General features: G+C 54.9%; 15 protein-coding genes, 3 tRNA genes and 1 other RNA gene. 10 read left to right on the plus strand and 9 right to left on the minus strand.

The window, feature by feature from the left end; translation table 11 throughout:
• Positions 1-116: 116 nt before the first annotated feature.
• Positions 117-2,507, plus strand: coding sequence for a phosphoenolpyruvate synthase (ppsA, locus tag HA43_RS06490; RefSeq protein WP_071668771.1), 2,391 nt, complete (start codon positions 117-119; stop codon positions 2,505-2,507).
• Positions 2,508-2,668: 161 nt separating this feature from the next.
• Here ppsA and rprA read toward each other — a convergent pair.
• Both rprA and ydiK read right to left on the minus strand, forming a co-directional pair.
• Positions 2,669-2,777: antisense sRNA RprA (gene rprA / locus HA43_RS06495), an RNA gene on the minus strand.
• A gap of 250 nt (positions 2,778-3,027) precedes the next feature.
• Positions 3,028-4,137: an AI-2E family transporter YdiK gene (gene ydiK / locus HA43_RS06500; RefSeq protein ID WP_039384098.1), complete on the minus strand. Its 1,110-nt coding sequence runs from the start codon at positions 4,135-4,137 to the stop codon at positions 3,028-3,030.
• Between the two features lie 201 nt (positions 4,138-4,338).
• Between ydiK and ydiJ the strand changes: the two genes are divergently transcribed.
• The gene (gene ydiJ, locus HA43_RS06505) at positions 4,339-7,392 is read left to right on the plus strand and encodes a D-2-hydroxyglutarate dehydrogenase YdiJ (protein WP_094111254.1); all 3,054 of its coding nucleotides are present in this window, start codon (positions 4,339-4,341) and stop codon (positions 7,390-7,392) included.
• Positions 7,393-7,422: 30 nt separating this feature from the next.
• Here the strand turns inward: ydiJ and HA43_RS06510 are convergent, their stop codons facing one another.
• Positions 7,423-7,827: a hypothetical protein gene (locus HA43_RS06510; protein WP_039385821.1), complete on the minus strand. Its 405-nt coding sequence runs from the start codon at positions 7,825-7,827 to the stop codon at positions 7,423-7,425.
• 387 nt (positions 7,828-8,214) lie between these two features.
• On the opposite strand from HA43_RS06510, the gene sufA reads away from it, so the two are divergent.
• The 7 genes from sufA to HA43_RS06545 are packed head-to-tail and all read left to right on the plus strand — an operon-like array spanning position 8,215 to position 14,817.
• A complete protein-coding gene (gene sufA / locus HA43_RS06515; protein ID WP_094111255.1) occupies positions 8,215-8,589 on the plus strand; it encodes a Fe-S cluster assembly scaffold SufA in 375 nt (124 codons plus the stop codon).
• Between the two features lie 7 nt (positions 8,590-8,596).
• On the plus strand, positions 8,597-10,090 hold the full coding sequence (sufB, locus tag HA43_RS06520) for a Fe-S cluster assembly protein SufB (RefSeq protein ID WP_039384104.1): 1,494 nt from the start codon (positions 8,597-8,599) through the stop codon (positions 10,088-10,090).
• Between the two features lie 39 nt (positions 10,091-10,129).
• Positions 10,130-10,876, plus strand: coding sequence for a Fe-S cluster assembly ATPase SufC (sufC, locus tag HA43_RS06525; protein WP_094111256.1), 747 nt, complete (start codon positions 10,130-10,132; stop codon positions 10,874-10,876).
• Positions 10,851-12,128, plus strand: a complete 1,278-nt coding sequence (gene sufD / locus HA43_RS06530) for a Fe-S cluster assembly protein SufD (protein ID WP_039384107.1) — start codon at positions 10,851-10,853, stop codon at positions 12,126-12,128. Before sufC ends, sufD begins: the two co-directional genes overlap by 26 nt.
• The gene (gene sufS, locus HA43_RS06535) at positions 12,125-13,345 is read left to right on the plus strand and encodes a cysteine desulfurase SufS (protein ID WP_094111257.1); all 1,221 of its coding nucleotides are present in this window, start codon (positions 12,125-12,127) and stop codon (positions 13,343-13,345) included. Before sufD ends, sufS begins: the two co-directional genes overlap by 4 nt.
• A gap of 20 nt (positions 13,346-13,365) precedes the next feature.
• Positions 13,366-13,782: a cysteine desulfuration protein SufE gene (gene sufE, locus HA43_RS06540; RefSeq protein ID WP_071668772.1), complete on the plus strand. Its 417-nt coding sequence runs from the start codon at positions 13,366-13,368 to the stop codon at positions 13,780-13,782.
• A gap of 60 nt (positions 13,783-13,842) precedes the next feature.
• A complete protein-coding gene (locus HA43_RS06545; protein WP_039384113.1) occupies positions 13,843-14,817 on the plus strand; it encodes a L,D-transpeptidase family protein in 975 nt (324 codons plus the stop codon).
• Positions 14,818-14,905: 88 nt separating this feature from the next.
• Here HA43_RS06545 and HA43_RS06550 read toward each other — a convergent pair whose 3' ends face one another.
• From HA43_RS06550 to HA43_RS06575, 6 genes are all read right to left on the minus strand, one after another.
• Positions 14,906-15,142, minus strand: coding sequence for a major outer membrane lipoprotein (locus tag HA43_RS06550; RefSeq protein WP_039384115.1), 237 nt, complete (start codon positions 15,140-15,142; stop codon positions 14,906-14,908).
• A 302-nt stretch (positions 15,143-15,444) separates the two neighbouring features.
• Positions 15,445-16,857, minus strand: a complete 1,413-nt coding sequence (gene pykF, locus HA43_RS06555) for a pyruvate kinase PykF (protein ID WP_039384119.1) — start codon at positions 16,855-16,857, stop codon at positions 15,445-15,447.
• 343 nt (positions 16,858-17,200) lie between these two features.
• Positions 17,201-17,277, minus strand: a tRNA-Val gene (locus HA43_RS06560).
• Positions 17,278-17,291: 14 nt separating this feature from the next.
• Positions 17,292-17,368: transfer RNA gene (locus HA43_RS06565), tRNA-Val, on the minus strand.
• Between the two features lie 3 nt (positions 17,369-17,371).
• Positions 17,372-17,448, minus strand: a tRNA-Val gene (locus HA43_RS06570).
• A gap of 154 nt (positions 17,449-17,602) precedes the next feature.
• Positions 17,603-18,976 carry an MATE family efflux transporter gene (locus HA43_RS06575; protein WP_094111258.1) on the minus strand — a complete coding sequence of 458 codons (1,374 nt, stop codon included), beginning with the start codon at positions 18,974-18,976 and terminating at the stop codon, positions 17,603-17,605.
• Between the two features lie 191 nt (positions 18,977-19,167).
• Here HA43_RS06575 and HA43_RS06580 point away from each other — a divergent pair, with 191 nt between their 5' ends.
• Positions 19,168-19,824 carry a riboflavin synthase gene (locus tag HA43_RS06580; RefSeq protein ID WP_039384122.1) on the plus strand — a complete coding sequence of 219 codons (657 nt, stop codon included), beginning with the start codon at positions 19,168-19,170 and terminating at the stop codon, positions 19,822-19,824.
• Positions 19,825-19,831 lie beyond the last annotated feature (7 nt).

Below are 19,831 nucleotides of genomic sequence, written 5' to 3' on the forward strand. Positions count from 1 at the left end.
TCTCTTTTTTTGCTTTAACGATTCAACACTTAGTCTTTATAAACCAGTTATGCCAGGCTGCTGTGGCGAATAGCAAAATGTTCCATGTGCCCTAATCATTTAAAAGGATCATCTCAATGTCCAATCAAGACCAACAATCGCTAGTGCTCTGGTATAACCAGCTTGGCATGCATGATGTTGATCGGGTGGGAGGCAAAAATGCCTCTCTTGGAGAAATGATTACCAATTTGTCGTCGCTGGGCGTATCCGTCCCGAACGGCTTTGCCACGACGTCTGACGCGTTTAATCAGTTTCTCGACCAAAGCGGACTGAACCAGCGCATTTATGCACTACTGGATATCACGGATATTGATGACGTGGCGGCGCTGGCCCAGGCGGGCAAGCAGATCCGCCAGTGGGTCGTGGACACGCCGTTTCAGCCGGCGCTGGAAGCGGCTATTCGTACTGCTTATGAGCAGCTTTCTGCTGATGATGCCGACGCCTCTTTTGCCGTCCGCTCATCCGCGACTGCCGAGGATATGCCTGACGCCTCATTCGCCGGGCAGCAGGAGACCTTCCTCAACGTACAGGGGTTTGATGCCGTGCTGGTGGCGGTTAAGCACGTATACGCCTCGCTGTTTAACGATCGGGCTATCTCATACCGCGTGCATCAGGGCTACGATCATCGCGGCGTGGCGCTCTCGGCCGGGGTGCAGCGTATGGTTCGCTCCGATCTTGCCGCCTCTGGCGTGATGTTTACCATTGATACTGAGTCAGGTTTTGATCAGGTCGTCTTTATCACTTCAGCCTGGGGGCTGGGTGAGATGGTGGTACAGGGTGCGGTCAACCCGGATGAGTTTTACGTGCATAAACCGACGCTGGCGGCAAACCGCCCGGCTATTGTCAGGCGGACGATGGGGTCTAAAAAAATCCGCATGGTGTATGCCGATTCTCAGACGCATGGCGAGCAGGTGCGCATTGAGGATGTAGAGCAGGCAACGCGCGATCGTTTCAGCCTGACCGACGACGAAGTACAGGCGCTGGCACGCCAGGCGGTGCTGATTGAACAGCACTACAAGCGCCCGATGGACATCGAGTGGGCAAAAGACGGGCATACCGGCAAGCTCTATATCGTACAGGCGCGACCGGAAACCGTACGCTCGAATGGTCAGGTGATGGAGCGCTACAGCCTGCAGGGCACGGGCCAGGTGCTGGTTGAAGGACGCGCCATCGGTCACCGTATCGGTGCGGGTGAAGTCAAGGTGATCCACGATATCAGCGAAATGCACCGCATTGAGAAGGGCGACGTGCTGGTCACCGATATGACGGACCCGGACTGGGAACCTATCATGAAAAAAGCGTCGGCTATCGTGACCAACCGCGGCGGACGCACCTGCCATGCGGCGATCATTGCACGTGAGCTGGGGATCCCGGCGGTGGTGGGATGTGGTGATGCCACCGATCACCTGCGTGACGGGCATAAAGTGACGGTTTCCTGCGCCGAAGGCGATACCGGCTACGTCTACAATGACCTGCTCGATTTTGAGATCGCCAGCTCTCAGGTCGACTCGATGCCCGATCTGCCGCTTAAGATCATGATGAACGTCGGTAATCCCGATCGCGCGTTTGACTTCGCCTGTCTGCCCAATGAGGGTGTCGGCCTGGCGCGGCTGGAGTTTATTATCAACCGCATGATCGGCGTGCATCCTAAAGCGCTGCTGGAGTTTGATCAGCAGACGCCGGAGCTACAGCAGCAGATCCGCCAGATGATGAAAGGCTTTGACGATCCGGTTGAGTTCTATATCGCGCGCCTGACGGAGGGGATTGCTACCCTGGGCGCCGCCTTTGCGCCGAAGCGCGTGATTGTGCGCCTGTCCGATTTTAAATCGAACGAGTACGCCAATCTGGTCGGCGGAGAGCGCTACGAGCCGGAAGAGGAGAACCCGATGCTTGGTTTCCGGGGGGCCGGGCGCTACGTTGCTGACAGCTTCCGCGACTGTTTTGCGCTGGAGTGCGAAGCCGTGAAGCGGGTGCGCAATGAGATGGGGCTGAGTAACGTTGAAATCATGGTGCCTTTTGTGCGCACCGTTGACCAGGCGGAAGCGGTCGTGGCTGAACTGGCGAAGCACGGGCTGAAGCGCGGTGAAGCGGGTCTGAAGGTGATTATGATGTGTGAAATCCCGTCAAACGCGCTGCTGGCAGAACAGTTTTTGCAGCACTTCGACGGTTTCTCCATCGGTTCCAACGATATGACGCAGCTGGCACTGGGGCTGGATCGCGATTCTGGCGTGGTGTCTGCTCTGTTTGATGAGCGCAATGAAGCGGTGAAAGCGCTGCTTTCGATGGCGATTCAGGCCGCAAAAAAACAGGGCAAATATGTCGGTATCTGCGGACAGGGTCCTTCAGATCATCAGGATTTTGCCGCGTGGCTGATGGAGCAGGGCATTGACAGCCTGTCGCTTAATCCGGATACGGTGGTGGAAACCTGGCTGAGCCTGGCTGAGATTGACTCTGCTCAGCGCGCTTAACCTCTGAACATGACGCGTAAGGTTATACCGTACGCGTCATGATTCATGCAGGCTTAAGCTGCGGATGAGCCACTGTTTCAGCATAATAACCCTGAGTTTTAGCTGCTAAGCATCCCGCCTGTTCAGATAGCACGCAGTGCTACAGCGGGCGCTGAATGCAGGCCAAAAAAAGCCCATCACAGGTGATGGGCAAAGACTACACACAGCAATTCTTTTACGTTACTCAGGGGAAAAAGGTTGTTTAAAAATCAGTAGGTTGATTTCCAACATGAGAAACATATTATTTATTGCGCCTGCTATAGTCTTTAAGAATCCTCTTATTAGTTTAAAGCTGATAATCTTTTATCGCCTTTTTTGCCCGCTGCATCGGGCGATTCAGTATGAAAAATAATCATTCCAGCCAGCGAAACGTCGTTAAGCGCTAAAAATCGCGTTTTTTCTTAAAAACCGTTTATGAAAAACAGCGTGCCTGAAAAATGCCCGGGCATGAATGTTCAGGCCGCTGCGACCATCAGAGGTATCAGGGCAGCTCTTCATGCTCTGTCAGCGCTTCAATTGCCGTTTCCACATCATCATCCGGCGCCGGAGCCTCGTGCATCCAGACTGAAACCAGGCGATAAGAGACCGCCAGCACGACCGGGCCGATAAACAGGCCAATCATGCCAAAGGCGATCAGGCCGCCGATAACACCTGAGAGGATCAGAATCATGGGTAAATCGGCACCCATGCGAATCAGCACCGGACGTAACACGTTGTCGAGCGTGCCGACAATACAGCTCCAGACCAGCAGCACCGTGCCCCACGTCGTATCACCGCTCCAGTAGAGCCAGATAATCGCGGGTACCAGAACAATCAGCGGACCCAGCTGGACCAGGCAGGTCAGGATCATCAGCACCGTCAGCAGCGTGGCATAAGGTATGCCCGAGATCGCCAGTCCGATCCCGCCTAATACCCCCTGCACCAGCGCCGTGACGACAACACCCAGCGCAACGGCCCGTATTGCCTGTCCGGCCAGCAGCACCGCAGCATCGCCACGGGGCCCCCCCATACGGTAGGCGAAGTGGCGGATACCCTGTCCCACCTGCTCACCGCGCCAGTAAAGCAGCACGCTGAATAACAGCATCAGCGCCAGATGCAGCATAAAGCGGCCAAAATGTCCCGCCTGTGCGACAAAGAAGCCCGTGGTGCGACCAATATAGGGCTGCACCTGACGCATGATCGCTGAACCGCCGCCATCCACCAGCTTATGGTAACTGACATAGAGCTTGTTGCCGGCATACGGGATCTCCCGCAGCCAGGCGAATTCCGGCATCAGCAGATGGCGCTGAGTAGCCCAGGCGATAACCGGGGCGCTGTTGTCAATCAGGCTGCTGACCAGCAGCGCAATCGGAATGATAAACAGCAGCAGCAGCAGAATCGTCATGGCGATAACGGCCAGGGAGCGGCGTCCCCACAGCAGATGCTGCAGGCGAATCATGAGTGGCCAGGTTGCGATAACAACCATGCTTGCCCAGGCAAAGCCCAGAATAAAAGGCTGTACCACCCAGAGACAGGCGATAATCATCAGCAAAATAAACATCAGTGAGAACAGCAGTTGCGGCAGATCCACACCGCGTTGCAGGCTTTTCATAACAGCGATTTAACCTCAGTTAATCCTTCAGGAAGGGCCCCTGGCCCGGGATCATCATGCGCTATTTCCTGAAAATTAAACAGGAAAAGCAGGGCCACAGAAGCGGGGAAGGGAAATGCCAGCAGACAGGAAAAAAATGTGATACAACCAGACGTTAAAAAATTACTACGCAAACGTTTACAACATCCCGGTCACGACACCATGATCCCACAAATTCCGCAGGCTCCTGGCCTGGTTCAGCAAGTTCTCGCCTTTTTGCAGGCGCTCAAAGAGCAGGGTTTTACCGGCGATACCGCTACCAGCTATGCCGACCGTCTCTCACTCTCTACGGATAACAGCATCTATCAGCTTCTGCCGGATGCGGCACTGTTTCCGCGTTCGACCGCAGATATCGCTCTGATTGCGCGGCTCGCCGGTGAGGACGCTTTTGCCAGCCTGACGTTTACGCCACGCGGCGGCGGCACCGGCACTAACGGACAGTCGCTGAATCAGGGCATTGTGGTTGATATGTCGCGCTACATGAACCGCATTCTGGAGATCAACACCGAACAGGGCTGGGTGCGGGTTGAGGCGGGAGTAGTGAAAGATCAGCTCAACGCCTGGCTCCGGCCATACGGTTTCTTCTTTTCCCCGGAGCTCTCTACCAGTAACCGCGCCACGCTGGGCGGCATGATCAACACCGATGCCTCAGGTCAGGGATCGCTGGTATATGGTAAAACTTCCGATCATGTCGAGGGGTTACGCGCGGTGCTGCTGGGCGGCGATATCCTTGATACGCGCGCCATACCGGTGGCGCTGGCGGAGCAGCTCGCCGCAACGCCGACGCCTGAGGGCCGCATCTACCAGACGGTGCTGCAAAGCTGTCGTGAGCAGCGCGCGCTGATCCTTGAAAAATTTCCAAAGCTTAACCGCTTCCTGACCGGTTACGATTTACGCCACGTCTTCAGTGATGACATGCAGCAGGTCGATCTCACGCGGCTGTTGTGCGGTGCCGAGGGCACGCTGGCGTTTATTACGGAAGCGCGTCTTGATATCACGCCAATCCCCAAAGTCCGTCGTCTGGTTAACGTTAAATATGATTCTTTCGACTCCGCGCTGCGCAACGCTTCATTTATGGTAAAAGCGCAGGCGCTGTCAGTGGAGACGGTGGATTCAAAAGTACTGAATCTGGCGCGGGAAGATATTGTCTGGCACTCCGTTAAAGAACTGATCACCGATATCCCGGATAAAACGATGCTGGGACTGAATATCGTGGAGTTTGCCGGCGATGATGGCGCACTTATCGAACAGCAAATCGCCCGTCTCTGCGACCGGCTGGATACGCTGATGACTGAGCGGCAGGGTGGCGTCATAGGTTATCAGATCTGTAATGAACTGGCTGAGGTCGAGCGTATTTACGCGATGCGTAAGAAGGCGGTTGGCCTGCTGGGCAATGCAAAGGGGCGCGCCAAGCCGATTCCGTTTGTGGAAGATACGGCGGTGCCGCCGGAGCAGCTGGCCGATTATATTGGTGAGTTTCGCGCGCTGCTGGATAGCCACGGCCTGAGCTACGGTATGTTTGGCCATGTTGATGCGGGCGTGCTGCACGTGCGTCCGGCACTGGATATGTGCGATCCGCAGCAGGTGCTGCTGATGAAGCAGATTTCAGATGAAGTGGTCGCGCTGACGGCCCGTTACGGCGGGTTACTGTGGGGGGAGCATGGCAAAGGTTTCCGCGCGCAGTATAGTCCGGCCTTTTTCGGTGAAACGCTGTTTACCGAGCTGCGTCGTATCAAACGCGCGTTCGATCCCGATAACCGGCTAAATCCGGGTAAAATCTGCACGCCGCTGGAGAGCGATGCGCCGATGATGCAGGTGAATGGCGCGATGCGCGGCGATCTGGATCGTCAGATCCCGCTGACGGTACGCACCAGCTGGCGCGGCGCGATGGAGTGCAACGGCAACGGCCTCTGCTTCAATTTTGATGTGCGCAGCCCGATGTGCCCGTCGATGAAAATCACCCGCAATCGTATTCACTCGCCGAAAGGACGCGCGACGCTGACGCGTGAATGGCTGCGCCTGCTGTCGGAGCAGGGCGTTGATCCTGACCAGCTTGAGCAGGCGCTGCCGCAGCAGGGAGCCAGCCTGCGTATGCTGATCCAGCGTACACGTAACAGCTGGCACGCTAACCGCGGAGAGTACGATTTTTCCCATGAGGTAAAAGAGGCGATGTCGGGCTGTCTGGCCTGTAAAGCCTGTTCGACCCAGTGCCCGATTAAAATCGATGTGCCCGATTTCCGCGCGCGCTTTTTACAACTTTACCATACGCGCTATCTGCGACCGGTCAGCGATCACCTGGTGGCCAGCGTAGAGAGCTATGCGCCGCTGATGGCGAAAGCGCCAAAGGTGTTCAATTTCTTCCTGCAGCAGCCGTGGATGCGCGAATTCAGCAAAACGCATATCGGTATGGTGGATTTGCCTCAGCTCTCCGCACCTAACCTTAAACAGCGTCTGAGCGGGCATCCGGCAATGAACCTGACGCTGGAGCAGCTGGAAGCGATGGATAGCGCAGCGCGGCAGCAGTGCGTGCTGGTGGTGCAGGACCCGTTTACCAGCTACTACGAAGCGCAGCTGGTGACCGACTTTATTTCACTGATTGAAAAGCTGGGTTACCGTCCGGTGCTGCTGCCTTTCTCTCCCAACGGCAAAGCGCAGCATGTTAAGGGGTTTCTGCAGCGTTTCGCCCGTACCGCAGCGAAAACTGCTGAACTGCTCAATCGGGTGGCAAAACTGGGGATCCCGATGGTCGGGGTCGACCCGGCCACTGTGCTCTGCTATCGCGATGAGTATCAGCAGGTACTGAAAAGCAAGCGCGGTGATTTCAGCGTGCTGCTGGTGCATGAGTGGCTGCAGCAGGCGCTGGCTGATGGCGTAAATCAGCCGGTCAGCGGCGAGCCCTGGTATCTGTTTGCGCACTGTACGGAAGTGACCGCGCTGCCCGCTACGCCGGATCAATGGCAGAAGATATTTGCCCGCTTCGGTGCCCGGCTGGAAAATATCAATACCGGCTGCTGCGGCATGGCGGGGACGTATGGCCACGAGGCGCAGCATCTGGAGAACTCGCTCGGCATCTATGCGCTCTCCTGGCATCCGCAGCTGCAGCGGCTGCCGCGCCAGCGCTGTCTGGCGACCGGCTTTTCCTGTCGCAGCCAGGTAAAACGTGCCGAAGGCAACGGCATGCGTCATCCTTTACAGGCGCTGCTGGAATTGATGTAAACAAAATGTAGGAGCCGTCACAAAGCTGGATTAGAATATCCAGCCAGCGTGGCGGACAAAATCACGCTGCAGGCCCGTTATCTGGTCCCAGTCGCCGCTTTGTGCAAGCTTTTGGCATAAATGCGTCAGCGACTGGCGGGCGAACTGATACGCCTGCAGGCGAAACAGCCGGTCACGGTCATCGTTGCCCATCTCCTGAATCAGGCGATGGTGCAGCTTGCCTAAGGCGTGCAGATAGCTGCGATCGTCGCCGTTGATATCGCAGATTTCCGCCATATCCAGGCAGGTATCGTTAAACCGGCGCAGCTGCTCCAGTGAGCACTCTGGCCGGTTGAGTCTGGCTTCGGCCAGATAAAAATCTACGGTGATGTCGCGCACGGCAAATCGGTAGTCGCTGATTTTGTGTTGTAACCAGGCTGAAACGGTACGTGTCATAGCGCCGCCTAAATAGTTAATGATAATCATTATCATATTAAACTGCGTCAGGAATGCAATTCCCGCTAAAGAAATATATTGATGTCTGTAACCTGTTACTAAAATCGGCAATAACAATCTCTTTACATTCGGTAAAGGCGTAACCTGTATACAGGTTAATTGCTTTAGGGCCGGTTTTTATAAAATGTTACGATATCAATAGGTTGTAATATTTGTCCCGAATAAAAACTGTCTGTTACAGGCCGTACTAAAGGGACTATGCTTAATAATTAAGCAGAAAAAACAGCACGAGATGATTATCCCTGCAAAACAAGAGGTTGAAGTGATAGGCGATATCACTACCATAGGGGGATAGCCTGAGAAGGTCCAGACTTGCGAGGTACAACGATGTCATCAGTAAACGCCGCGTCCTTTTCGCCTGACGATTTTGTCTGGAAAGGACTTACGCTGACCGAGTCGGCAGCGAAACAGATCCTGACTCTGGTTGAACAGGACCCGGAAGTAAAGGGTCTGAAACTGAGCGTGAAACAATCTGGCTGTGCCGGTTTTGGTTATGTCATGGATCTGGTAAAAAAGCCAGCCGATGACGATCTGCAGTTTGAGCAGTTTGGCGCAAAACTCTTTGTGCCGCTTCAGGCAATGCCGTTTGTCGACGGCACCGAGCTGGACTACGTCCGTGAAGGCCTGAACCAGATCTTTAAATTCAATAACCCTAAAGCTCAGCACGCCTGCGGGTGCGGTGAAAGCTTTGGCGTCGAGTAAGTGAAATATGTCACGACATAGCGAAGCATCTGATGATGTACAGACCTGGGAAGGCAAGCTCAACTACAAAGAGGGCTTCTTTACCCGGTTACAAACCGACGAACTGGCACACGGCATTAATGAAGATGTCGTGCGTGCGATCTCGGCTAAACGTAACGAACCCGAATGGATGCTTGAGTTCCGGCTCAAGGCTTTCCGTGCCTGGCTTGAAATGGAAGAGCCGCACTGGTTAAAAGCGCACTATGACAAGCTCGACTATCAGGATTACAGCTACTTTTCTGCGCCATCATGCGGGAACTGTGACGACAGCTGCGCATCTGAGCCGGGTGCAACCCAGGCGTCGGGCAGCGTGGCCTCCAGTGACTACCTGACTCAGGAAGTGGAAGACGCGTTTAATCAGCTGGGTGTTCCGGTACGTGAAGGTAAAGAGGTCGCTGTCGATGCGATTTTCGATTCCGTGTCGGTCTCAACCACCTACCGTGACAAGCTGGCCAAACAGGGCATTATCTTCTGCTCATTTGGTGAAGCGATCCATGACCATCCGGAACTGGTACAGAAGTATCTGGGTACCGTCGTGCCACACAACGATAACTTCTTTGCTGCGCTTAACTCAGCGGTAGCCTCCGATGGCACCTTTGTTTATATCCCGAAAGGGGTACGCTGCCCGATGGAGCTGTCGACCTATTTCCGCATCAACGCGGCGAAAACAGGTCAGTTTGAGCGCACCATTCTGATTGCAGATGAAGACAGCTATGTCAGCTATATCGAGGGCTGCTCGGCGCCGGTACGTGACACTTATCAGCTGCACGCAGCGGTCGTTGAAGTCATCATCCATAAAAATGCTGAAGTGAAATATTCCACGGTACAGAACTGGTTCCCTGGCGGTGAAGGTGAGGGCGGTATCCTCAACTTCGTTACCAAGCGCGCCCTGTGCGAAGGCGATCACAGCAAGATGTCCTGGACGCAGTCTGAGACCGGCTCTGCGATTACCTGGAAATATCCAAGCTGTATCCTGCGCGGTGACTACTCCGTAGGTGAGTTCTACTCGGTTGCCCTGACCAGCGGTCGCCAGCAGGCGGATACCGGTACTAAGATGATCCATATCGGTAAAAACACCAAATCGACCATTATCTCTAAAGGGATATCGGCGGGTAAAAGCCAGAATACCTACCGCGGTCTGGTGAAAATCATGCCGACGGCAACCAATGCGCGTAACTTTACGCAGTGTGACTCGATGCTGATTGGTCCCGATTGCGGTGCGCATACTTTCCCGTATGTAGAAACGCGCAACAACACAGCGCAGCTTGAGCATGAAGCCACTACGTCACGTATTGGCGAAGATCAGATGTTCTACTGCCTGCAGCGCGGCATCAGCGAAGAAGATGCGATCTCTATGATCGTCAACGGCTTCTGTAAAGATGTTTTCTCCGAGCTGCCACTGGAATTTGCCGTGGAAGCACAAAAACTGTTAGCGATCAGCCTTGAGCACAGTGTCGGCTGATGCCACACGCGTTGCCGGAAGCAATGTGAAGGAATAAGTATGTTAAGTATTAAAGATTTACAGGTTAGCGTTGAAGATAAAGAGATTTTGCGCGGTCTGAACCTGGAAGTTAAACCAGGTGAAGTCCACGCCATTATGGGCCCGAATGGCTCAGGTAAAAGTACGCTTTCAGCAACGCTGGCGGGTCGCGAAGATTACGAGATCACCGGTGGCACCGTCACCTTTAAAGAGAAAGATCTGCTGGCGCTGGAACCTGAAGAGCGTGCCGGAGAAGGCATCTTTATGGCGTTCCAGTACCCGGTAGAGATCCCGGGTGTCAGCAACCAGTTTTTCCTGCAGACCTCTGTTAATGCAGTACGCAAATATCGCGAGCAGGAAGAGCTGGATCGCTTCGACTTCCAGGATTTTATCGAAGATAAGATCAAGCTGCTGAAAATGCCGGAAGATTTGCTGACGCGTTCAGTTAACGTCGGCTTCTCCGGTGGTGAGAAGAAGCGCAATGATATTCTGCAGATGGCGGCGCTGGAGCCGGAACTCTGCATTCTCGATGAGACCGATTCGGGTCTGGATATTGATGCCCTGAAAATCGTGTCTGAGGGCGTTAACAGCCTGCGCGACGGTAAGCGCTCTTTCATCATCGTAACGCACTATCAGCGTATCCTGGATTACATTAAGCCGGATCACGTGCACGTTCTTTATCAGGGTAAAATCGTTAAGTCTGGCGACTTTTCACTGGTGAAACAGCTGGAGGAGCAAGGCTATGGCTGGCTTACCGACGAAGAGTGATAATGCCCTGCAGCAGTGGCACCATCTGTTTGAGTCTCGCGGCGAGCAGCGCTCGCTGCAGGCGCAGCAGCACTGGCAGCAGCTGATGCGTGAAGGCTTGCCCACCCGCAAGCATGAAAACTGGAAATATACGTCGCTGGAGAGCCTGCTGGGACAGCACTTTGTGCTGCCTTCCGCGCAGAGTCTCAGCCGTGAGCAGGCGGATGCGCTGGCGCTGCCGCTGGACGCGGTACGACTGGTATTTGTTGATGGCCGCTTCCAGCCTGCGCTGAGCAGCACGGAAACCGATTTGTTTGAGATCCAGCACGTTCAGGCAGCTGAGCGTCGCGATTTACCGGCGCCGGTACAGCCGGAGATCTTCCTGCATCTGACAGAGAGCCTGGCAGAAGAGGTGACGACGATTCGTCTGGCGCGCGGCAAAGCGGCTACCCGCCCACTCTACCTGCTGCATATCACCAGCGGTCAGGCAGATGCGCTCAATACCGTGCACCATCGTCATCATGTAGAGCTGGAGCAGAGTGCGGTAGCGGAAATCGTTGAGCACTATGTCACGCTGAATGACGCGGCGCACTTTACCGGCGCGCGGATCACCTTTGCCGTAGCAGATAATGCGCAGCTGAAACATACCAAGCTCGCCTTTGAAACCAGCAGCAGCTATCACTTTGCGCATAATGACATTGTGATGGGTCAGGATGCGCGCGTCAGCAGCACCAGCTTCCTGCTGGGCGCCGGCCTGTCACGTCATAACACCAGCACGCAGCTGAATGGCGAAAACAGCGAGCTGGCAATGAACAGCCTGGTCCTGCCGGTGGGCAGCGAAATCGCAGATACCCGCAGCTATCTGGAGCACAACAAAGGCCACTGCCTGAGTCGTCAGCTGCATAAAACCATTTCGCGCGAAAAAGGCCGTGCCGTCTTCAATGGTCACATCAAAGTGGCACAGCACGCGCTGAAAACCGATGGCCAGATGACCAACAATAATCTGCTGCTGGGCCGGCTGGCGGAAGTCGATACCAAGCCACAGCTGGAGATCTACGCCGATGACGTAAAATGCAGCCATGGTGCCACCATCGGCCGCATTGATGATGAGCAGATGTTTTATCTGCGCTCGCGCGGTATCGCTGAAGAAGCGGCGCAGCAGATGATCATCCACGCTTTTGCCGCCGAACTGACCGAAACGCTGGATGATGACATTCTGCGTCAGGCGGTGCTGGCACGCATCTCACAGCGTTTCCCTGGAGTACATTCATGAGTTTCGATTCCGAACGAGTCAGAGCGGAGTTTCCGATCCTGAGTCGTGAGGTCAACGGACACCCGCTGGCCTACCTTGACAGCGCGGCCAGCGCGCAGCGTCCGCTCGCGGTAATCAACGCGGAAAGTCATTTTTACCAGCACGGCTACGCCGCCGTGCATCGCGGCATCCATTCGCTTAGCGCGCAGGCCACCAGCGATATGGAAGCGGTACGCGCGCAGGCTGCGGCCTTTCTGAATGCGGCTTCGCATGAAGAGATTATCTTTGTTAAAGGCACAACCGAAGGCATTAATCTGGTAGCCAATAGTTGGGGCGGCAGTCAGCTGCAGCCCGGTGACAATCTCATCATTACCGAGATGGAGCATCACGCTAACATTGTGCCGTGGCAGATGGTGGCACAGCGCACCGGTGCTGAGATCCGCGTCCTGCCGCTCAGCGATAGCGGTGAACTGGCTACAGAGCAGCTTGCTTCGCTTATCGACAGCCGTACCCGGCTGCTGGCGGTCACGCACGTCTCTAACGTGCTGGGCACCGTTAACCCGGTTAAGGCGCTGGTCGCTCAGGCGAAAGCAGCCGGCCTGGTCACACTGATTGATGGCGCGCAGGCGGTGATGCATCACGCCGTTGACGTGCAGGATATCGACTGTGATTTCTACGTTTTCTCCGGACATAAGATTTACGGTCCGACCGGTATCGGCGTACTCTATGCGCGTAAAGCGCTGCAGGAGCAGATGCCGCCGTGGGAAGGCGGGGGGGCCATGATTGACCAGGTCATGCTGCCGGTGGGAACCACCTGGAACAGCGCGCCGTGGCGCTTTGAAGCGGGTACGCCTAATACCGGCGGTATCATCGGTCTGGGTGCTGCACTGAATTGGGTAAGTGAACTGGGTCTTGACGCTATTCATGCACGCGAAAGCGCGCTGATGCGTTACGCGCTGGACAAACTCGCTTCAGTACCGGACATCGTGCTTTATGGTCCAGCGCAGCGCAGCGGGGTAATCGCCTTTAACCTGGGTAAACATCACGCCTTTGACGTTGGCAGCTTCCTCGATCAGTATGGTATTGCCATTCGCACCGGTCACCACTGTGCGATGCCGCTGATGCGCCACTATGCCGTACCGGCGATGTGTCGCGCCTCCTTCGCGCTCTATAATACCGAATATGAGGCAGATCGGCTGGCCGCTGGCCTGACGCGTATCCATCGCCTGCTGGGCTAAGCAGATTTCAGGAGTAACAGATGGCGAACCTGCCGGAAAAAGAGAAGCTGGTGCGCAACTTTAATCGTTGCGCTAACTGGGAAGAGAAGTACCTTTACATCATTGAGCTGGGTGCAAAATTACCAGAATCCTCTGAAAGCCTGCATCAGCCTGAGTATGTCATTTCAGGCTGTCAGAGCCAGGTCTGGATCCGCATGACGCCGCAGGCGGACGGATCGATGGCGTTTGAAGGGGATAGCGACGCAGCTATTGTTAAGGGATTGATTGCAGTAGTATTTAGCCTCTATCAGGGGCTGAAGCCGCAGGAGATCCTCGAGCTGGATGTGCGCCACTGGTTTGCGGAACTGGCGCTGACTCAGCACCTGACGCCAACGCGTTCTCAGGGGCTGGAAGCGATGATCCGCGCTATCCGGCATAACGCTCAGCAGCTCTGCTAAGGTACACTCTTCAGACCCCGGTTTAGCCGGGGTCTTTTCCATCCAGAAAGAGAAACCTGCATGAAACCTGCGTTACGTTTAGCTGGTGCACTGCTGCTGTCCTGCTTTGGACTCTCTGCACCTTCAATGGCTACTGAATATCCTCTCCCTGCCGACGACAGCCGCCTGATCGGCGAAAACGTTCTGACCACTATCTCTGATAACAAACAGCCGCTGGAGAGCGTGGCAGCGCGCTACAGCACAGGACTGCTCGGCCTGCTGGAAGCAAACCCCGGCGTTGATCCCTGGCTGCCGGCGGCAGGTACGCAGATCACCGTGCCGCTGCAGATGCTGTTGCCGGATGCGCCGCGCAAAGGGATTGTGGTTAATCTGGCTGAGCTGCGCCTCTACTACTATCCGCCGGGAGAAAACCGCGTGGTGGTCTATCCGATCGGCATTGGCCAGTTAGGCGCTGCAACGCCCGACATGGTAACGCGTATCAGCCAGAAAATTCCCAACCCGACCTGGACACCGACGCCAAATATTCGCAAGCGCTATGCGAAAGAGGGCGTGACGCTGCCGGTGACGGTTCCGGCCGGCCCTGACAATCCGATGGGGCTATTCGCCCTGCGTCTGGCGTATGGCAAGGGACACTACCTGATTCACGGCACTAACGCTGACTTTGGCATCGGCATGCGCGTCAGCTCCGGCTGTATTCGCCTGCGTCCCGCTGATATTGAAGCGCTGTTCAACAGCGTCCCGGCAGGCACGCGCGTTCAGATTGTTAATCAGCCGGTGAAGTACGCCATCGAACCAGACGGTAAACGCTATATTGAGGTTCATCAGCCGCTGTCGCGCAGTGAAAAAGATGATCCGCAGACGCAGCCGCTGGTGCGCAGCACCGCTCTGAAAGCCTTTAGCCGCAGTGCGAAAAGCGACAGTGCGCTGATTGAGGAAGCGATGACGCGCCGTTCAGGTATGCCGGTGCTGGTCAGCAGCGGCGAGCCGGTTGCCGCAGAGACGGCAGAGCAGGTTGCAGCAGAGCCGCAGGGCTGAAGTCAGCCGGTCAGACAGCGCCACCGGGCGCTGGAATCAGCACAAAAAAAATGGTGCCACCAGGGCACCATTTTTCAAACCAGAACTCTTACTTACGGTAAGAGTGAGCCTGGTTGTCCAGACGCTGGTTAGCGCGAGCTGCGTCATCTTTAGCAGCCTGAACGTCAGAACGCACTGCGTTCACGTCGTTGCTCAGCTGGTCAACTTTAGCGTTCAGAGTCTGAACGTCTGAAGACAGCTGGTCGATTTTAGCGTTGCTTGAGCAACCAGCCAGCAGAGTTGAACCCAGGATTACCGCGCCCAGTACCAGTTTAGTACGTTTCATTTTATACCCTCTAGATTAAGTTAATCTCCATGTAGCGTTACAAGTATTGCACAAAGCTTTTTAAGTTGAGAATAAATTTTTGATGAGAACATGCTTAAATTTGATCGTTCGCTCAAAGAAGCAGCATCTGGCAGAATATGATGAAAATATTTAGCGAAAACAGAGGGATTTAATCGGATTAACCTTAATTCCACAACATATTGAATAGTTATTTTCGATTTGAATTTTTCTGATTATAGATTAGCGATGGAATAAAAAAAGCGCCGGTTAAGGCGCTTGTTTAAATAAAGTGTGACGTTAAATCAAATCACGTGCACGGAAGCGGTGTTAGTAGTTCCGCTTGGCACCAGGGCACCTGAAACCATCACGACCACATCACCTTTCTGCGCGTAGCCGCTTTCCAGCGCCAGCTCTTTACCAATGCGATAGAAATCATCGGTTGATTCAATGCGGGCAACCAGGCGAGTCTCGATACCTTTGCTCAGGATCAGCTGACGGGCAGTGGTCTGGTTGGTCGTCAGGGCGAGAATGGTTGCATCCGGGAAGTACTTACGTACTGATTTTGCTGATTTACCGCCCTCGGTGGCTACAACAATCAGTGGTGCTTCCAGTTTCTCTGCGGTCTCAACGGCACCACGGCAGACAGCTTCCGTAATACGCAGCTTGCGGGAATCTTTCAGCTCGTCGATGCGTGACTTCATCACGCGATCGGTACGCTCACAGATGGTGGCCATGATCGTGACCGACTCCAGCGGATAGCGGCCTTTGGCGCTCTCACCAGACAGCATCACGGCGTCAGTACCGTCAAGAATGGCGTTAGCCACGTCGCCCGCTTCAGCACGAGTAGGGCGCGGGTTTTTGATCATGGAGTCGAGCATCTGCGTAGCAGTGATGACCACTTTGCGGGCTTTGTTGCACTTTTTGATCATCATCTTCTGCGCGAAGATAACCTCTTCAACCGGGATCTCTACGCCCAGATCGCCACGCGCAACCATGATGCCGTCAGACGCTTCGAGAATTTCATCGAAGTTGTTAAGGCCTTCCTGGTTTTCGATTTTAGAGATGATCTGAATATTTTCGCCGCCATGCGCTTTCAGATGCTCGCGGATCTCCAGCACGTCAGAGCGTTTACGAATAAACGACGCGGCGACAAAGTCCACTCCCTGCTCGCAGCCAAAAATCAGATCGCGCTTATCTTTTTCTGCCAGTGCAGGCAGCTGGATAGAGACGCCAGGCAGGTTAACGCCTTTGTTTTCGCCGAGGTCGCCGTTATTCAGCACTTCACACACTACGCTGTTTTCCGTGACTTCAGTAACGGTCATGCCAATCAGGCCATCGTCGACCAGAACCGTGTTGCCAATTTTCAGATCTTCAGTAAAACCGGCATAGGTAACAGCGACGCGTTCATGATTACCAATCACAGACTGATCGGTGGTAAAGGTAAAGGTCTGGCCCGCCTTGAGTGAAACGTCGTTGCCACCCTCCAGCTTCATGGTGCGGATTTCCGGTCCTTTGGTGTCCAGCAGAATCGCGGCCTGATGCCCCGTTTTTTCCATGACGGCACGCATATTTGCGATGCGCTGACCATGTTCGGCGTAATCACCGTGCGAGAAGTTGAGACGCATAACGTTCATGCCTGCTTCCAGCAGCTGGGTCAGCATCTCTTCTGATTCGGTTTTCGGCCCGATAGTACAAACAATCTTGGTCTTTTTCATGTCAGATATCTGTATGTTGTGATGGATGATAAAGGTCGGTATCCGATGCGCGGAGCACCGAAGTGAAAATGTGACGATTGTGGCTACGGATAATACAGAAGTAAGAATAGGTGACAGGAACTGAGCGTGCAGGGAAGTTATGCGTTGCAGAAGCAGGCCGGCAGGGCGGCGTTGCGCAAATCAGAGACATTGATGGCATAGGCACGTCAGCGCTGAAACCTTTCAGGTGAAACAACGAGCCATAGTATAATCGCTAAGTATCCGAAAACCAATATAAAAGCAGCAGGGGATATCGACCTGAATCAAGGAAAGCGACGTTGCCCAAGAAGAGGATACAGCGAAGTGGTGCGCTCTAATGGACTCGAACCATCGACCCCCACCATGTCAAGGTGGTGCTCTAACCAACTGAGCTAAGAGCGCGCAATACAGCAAACTGGTGCGTCCGAGTGGACTCGAACCACCGACCCCCACCATGTCAAGGTGGTGCTCTAACCAACTGAGCTACGGACGCACTTGGTGCGCTCTAATGGACTCGAACCATCGACCCCCACCATGTCAAGGTGGTGCTCTAACCAACTGAGCTAAGAGCGCAACACGCTGTCAGGGCGACAGCGGGGACGAATATTAACGGTACGCCGGAAACCTGGCAAGGGAAAAAAACAGAAAATCGGGACGACTGACCAGCATCTGTGCGAAGCGTCGCTTTTTTCAGCATTGCGGGCCAGATAAACGCCCGCTCAGCCACTTAGCGCGCCGCCCGCGCCAGGATAACCTCTGCAGGCAGACGCTGCATACGGCGAATACGCCAGATCATCATCGCGGCGGCAGAGGTCAGGCCCACAATAAACCCGCACCAGAATCCGGCCGGACCCAGCGCCGGAACAATCCAGTCAGTCAGCGCCAGGATATAGCCTGCCGGCAGTCCCAATACCCAGTAAGCGATCAGCGTAATGAAAAAGATCGAGCGGGTATCTTTATAACCGCGCAGGATCCCGCTGCCGATAACCTGAATCGAATCGGAGAACTGATAGATCGCAGCCAGCAGCATCAGCTGGGCAGCCAGCGTAATGACCGCAGGGTTCGCCGTATAGAGCGCGGCGATATCGTGACGGAACGTGACGGTAAACAGGGCAGTGCAGGCCGCCATGGCGATGCCCACGCCCTGACCGGTCCAGGCGGCGGTGCGTGCACCTTCCGCCGAGCCTTCACCCAGCCGGTAACCCACGCGAATCGTGGTGGCTACCCCCAGCGACAGTGGCAGGACAAACATCAGTGAGCTGAAGTTGAGCGCGATCTGGTGTCCTGCGACATTCACAATGCCCAGTGGTGAAACCAGCAGCGCCACTACGGCAAACAGCGTAACTTCAAAGAACAGCGCCAGCGCTACCGGTAACCCCAGCGAAAAGAGCCGCGTGAGAATAGCGCGCGAGGGCGCTGACCAGCGTGAGGCCATGCGAATATCGCGCATCGCCGGCATACGCCGGAGCCAGAAGCGCATAACCAGAAACATCACCCAGTAGACGGAGGCGGTTGCCACGCCGCACCCCACGCCGCCGAGACGCGGCATACCAAAGTGGCCATAAATGAAGATGTAGTTCAGCGGAATGTTGGTCAGCAGTCCGAGAAAGCCCAGCAGCATGGCGGGTTTGGTTTTAGACAGACCGTCGCACTGGTTACGCGCCACCTGGAAAAAAAGATAGCCCGGTGCGCCCCAGAGCAGCGCATGCAGGTAACCTTCCGCTTTAATGGCCAGATCGGCGTCAATGTCATGCATTGCGCGGATAAGATAGCCCGCGTTCCATAACACAACCATAATGACAAGCGAAACGACCAGTGCCAGCCAGTACCCCTGGCGCACCTGCTCGGCAATGCGTTCACGTCGTCCGGACCCGTTGAGTTGCGCAACGGCTGGCGTCAGTGCCAGTAGCAGACCGTGACCAAAAAGAATGGCGGGAAGCCAGATAGAGGTGCCAACAGCAACGGCGGCCATATCCGTGGCGCTTACCGCACCGGCCATAACGGTATCTACAAATCCCATCGCAGTCTGGGCTACCTGAGCGAGGATCACCGGGATTGCGAGGGCCAGCAGCTGACGCGCTTCTGTTAAATACTTCTGCACGTATCACCTGTTTGATTAAGAGAAAGAGAGACTATTCCCGGCGAATGCGCGCTCAATGCAGCCAGAGCCCGCACGCGGAACAAATAATGATAACAAATTTATTTGCCTTTTATGCAACCATTGCGCATGCGCAAATTAAGTTGTGCTGGCAGGCTGTGATAAGCTAAGACAAACGCGTTGAGAGGATAGTTATGTTTACGGGTATTGTGCAGGGCGTGGCGGAAATTGTCGCCATTGAAGAGAAAGAGCTGTTTCGCACTCATACTGTACGTCTTGATGCAGCCCTGCTGCCAGGGCTGGAGCTGGGGGCGTCTGTAGCGCACAACGGCTGCTGCCTGACCGTAACGGCCATCGAAGAGGATCGGGTCAGCTTTGACCTGATTAAAGAGACGCTGCGCATTACCAATCTGGGTGCGCTGCAGGTGGGTGACAGAGTCAATATTGAGCGTGCGGCTAAATTCAGCGATGAAATTGGCGGACACCTGATGTCGGGTCATATTATGACCACCGCTGAAATCTGCAAAATTATTCAGTCGGAAAATAACCGCGAAGTCTGGTTCAGACTGCAGGATGCAGAACAGATAAAATATATTCTGCGCAAAGGCTATATCGGTATTGATGGCATCAGCCTGACGGTCGGCGATGTGACCAAAACCAAATTCTGCGTCCACCTGATCCCGGAAACGCTGGAGCGCACCACGCTGGGAAGCAAAAAGCTGGGGCATAAGGTCAATATCGAAATCGATCCGCAAACGCAGGCGATTGTGGATACCGTTGAGCGCGTTATGGCGCAGCGTGAAGCCGCCCTGATTGCCGCAGCAACAGCGCCGGCCGGACCGGCAGAATAAACTTCAG

The sequence above is a fragment of the Pantoea eucrina genome (genome assembly GCF_002095385.1).
GTDB lineage: Bacteria > Pseudomonadota > Gammaproteobacteria > Enterobacterales > Enterobacteriaceae > Pantoea > Pantoea eucrina.

Coding starts and splice junctions, on each gene's coding strand:
- ppsA (WP_071668771.1), top strand. CDS start 117: ATGTCCAATCAAGACCAACAATCGCTAGTGCTCTGGTATAACCAGCTT.
- ydiK (WP_039384098.1), bottom strand. CDS start 4,137: ATGAAAAGCCTGCAACGCGGTGTGGATCTGCCGCAACTGCTGTTCTCA.
- ydiJ (WP_094111254.1), top strand. CDS start 4,339: ATGATCCCACAAATTCCGCAGGCTCCTGGCCTGGTTCAGCAAGTTCTC.
- HA43_RS06510 (WP_039385821.1), bottom strand. CDS start 7,827: ATGACACGTACCGTTTCAGCCTGGTTACAACACAAAATCAGCGACTAC.
- sufA (WP_094111255.1), top strand. CDS start 8,215: ATGTCATCAGTAAACGCCGCGTCCTTTTCGCCTGACGATTTTGTCTGG.
- sufB (WP_039384104.1), top strand. CDS start 8,597: ATGTCACGACATAGCGAAGCATCTGATGATGTACAGACCTGGGAAGGC.
- sufC (WP_094111256.1), top strand. CDS start 10,130: ATGTTAAGTATTAAAGATTTACAGGTTAGCGTTGAAGATAAAGAGATT.
- sufD (WP_039384107.1), top strand. CDS start 10,851: ATGGCTGGCTTACCGACGAAGAGTGATAATGCCCTGCAGCAGTGGCAC.
- sufS (WP_094111257.1), top strand. CDS start 12,125: ATGAGTTTCGATTCCGAACGAGTCAGAGCGGAGTTTCCGATCCTGAGT.
- sufE (WP_071668772.1), top strand. CDS start 13,366: ATGGCGAACCTGCCGGAAAAAGAGAAGCTGGTGCGCAACTTTAATCGT.
- HA43_RS06545 (WP_039384113.1), top strand. CDS start 13,843: ATGAAACCTGCGTTACGTTTAGCTGGTGCACTGCTGCTGTCCTGCTTT.
- HA43_RS06550 (WP_039384115.1), bottom strand. CDS start 15,142: ATGAAACGTACTAAACTGGTACTGGGCGCGGTAATCCTGGGTTCAACT.
- pykF (WP_039384119.1), bottom strand. CDS start 16,857: ATGAAAAAGACCAAGATTGTTTGTACTATCGGGCCGAAAACCGAATCA.
- HA43_RS06580 (WP_039384122.1), top strand. CDS start 19,168: ATGTTTACGGGTATTGTGCAGGGCGTGGCGGAAATTGTCGCCATTGAA.